Genomic DNA, 1,596 nt, shown 5'->3' on the forward strand with positions numbered 1-1,596 from the left:
CAGACTGTGTGAAAACCTAGCAATCTTTGCAGCGGTCAAAGAAAATGCTCCGTATCGAAAGGTACGGAGCATTTTTCGTTATGGCCTACATCCAAGGAGAGTCTCGCAGCCAGACCAGTCTATTCCCGGTCTCGCTGGAAGAGTTGATCCCTGAGGATCACCTCGTTCGGGTCATAGACCTATACGTCGCCAAGCTGGATTTGGTGCAACTGGGTTTTGATAAAGCGCTTCCCAAGAACACCGGTCGCCCGTCCTATGACCCCGCCGATCAGCTCAAGCTGTACCTCTACGGCTATTTCCAGCGGATTCGCTCATCGCGGCGTCTTGAAGCCGAGTGTCAGCGCAATATCGAAGTGATGTGGCTGATTAACCGACTCAAACCCGATTTCAAGACCATCGCCGACTTTCGTAAAAACAACAAACTTGCCTTTGTGGCGACGTGTCGCGCCTTCGTTCGATTCTGCCGCATGGCGGGTCTGATCGCAGGCGACTTGGTGGCCATCGATGGCAGTAAGTTTCAGGCTGTCGCTTCCTCGCGGCGTCACATGAACCTCAAACAACTCAAGCGTCAGGAAGAAAAGCTGGACAAGCGCATAGCTCAGTATCTGGCGGAGCTGGATGAGGCCGACAAGGCCGAGGCTGGAGAGGTGATTGATCGCGGCGCGATCAAAACAGCACTGGCGCAGCTTGAAGTTCGGCAGCACGACAATCAGAGCTGCCAAGCGTTGATGAGCTCGATGGGCCTGGAGCAGTTCAACACCCATGAAAGCGATGCCCGAATGATGCGTACGCCCAAAGGGCCACGGGTGGCCTACAACGTACAAACCGCCGTGGACGCCGCACATTGCCTGATTCTGCACCATGAAGTGACTCAGGACGGCGATGACCGAAAACAGCTGGAGCCAATGGCCAAAGCCGCCAAAGAACATCTGGAACAAGATGCCTTGAGCGTGACGGCCGATGCCGGCTATTCAAACGGCCAGCAGTTTCAGGCCTGCGAGGAGGCTGGGATAACGGTCTATGTGCCGCCCAATCGCACGGTCAACCCAGGCGGTGAGGAACTCTTTGAGCGCAAAGACTTTACCTACGAAGCCGAACACGATCGTTATCAGTGCCCGGCGGGCAAATGGTTGACGCTCAAGCAGCGCAACAGGGGCGATCGGATCTATCAGGCACATGTCAGCGACTGCGCCGCCTGCCCACTCAAATCCCGATGCACTGGCGCTCAACGCCGCTATGTCTCACGCCATGCCCATGAGGCAGCCTTTGAGCGAATGGAGCAGCGAATGCTCGCGCATCCGCAAATGATGGCCAGTCGAAGATCCATCGTTGAGCATCCTTTCGGCAATCTCAAGCAATGGCTGTTGGGGAATGGTCGCTTCCTGCTGCGCCAGTTGGAGGGAGCAAAAGCGGAAATGGCCTTGGCGGTGAATGCTTACAACCTCAAGCGAGCGATTAGCGTACTCGGAGCCCGCCAATTGATGGCGCTAATGGGCTGAAAAGCTTTTTTTCGACTGTTGCCCACACAAAAACAAACGCCCCGAACAAGTCGGGGCGTTTGTTGGGCTTGCCTTCAGTGCGTTTTCACACAGTCTG

General features: G+C 55.6%; 1 protein-coding gene. It reads left to right on the forward strand.

All coding sequences use genetic code 11. The features are described from left to right. The first annotated feature begins 80 nt into the window (after positions 1-80). Positions 81-1,499, forward strand: coding sequence for an IS1182-like element ISPsy27 family transposase (locus KBY02_RS25985; protein ID WP_024642505.1), 1,419 nt, complete (start codon positions 81-83; stop codon positions 1,497-1,499). The last annotated feature ends 97 nt before the right edge of the window (positions 1,500-1,596 follow it).

Source organism: Pseudomonas sp. P129 (genome assembly GCF_020312195.1).
In the GTDB taxonomy this organism is placed as follows: domain Bacteria; phylum Pseudomonadota; class Gammaproteobacteria; order Pseudomonadales; family Pseudomonadaceae; genus Aquipseudomonas; species Aquipseudomonas fragariae.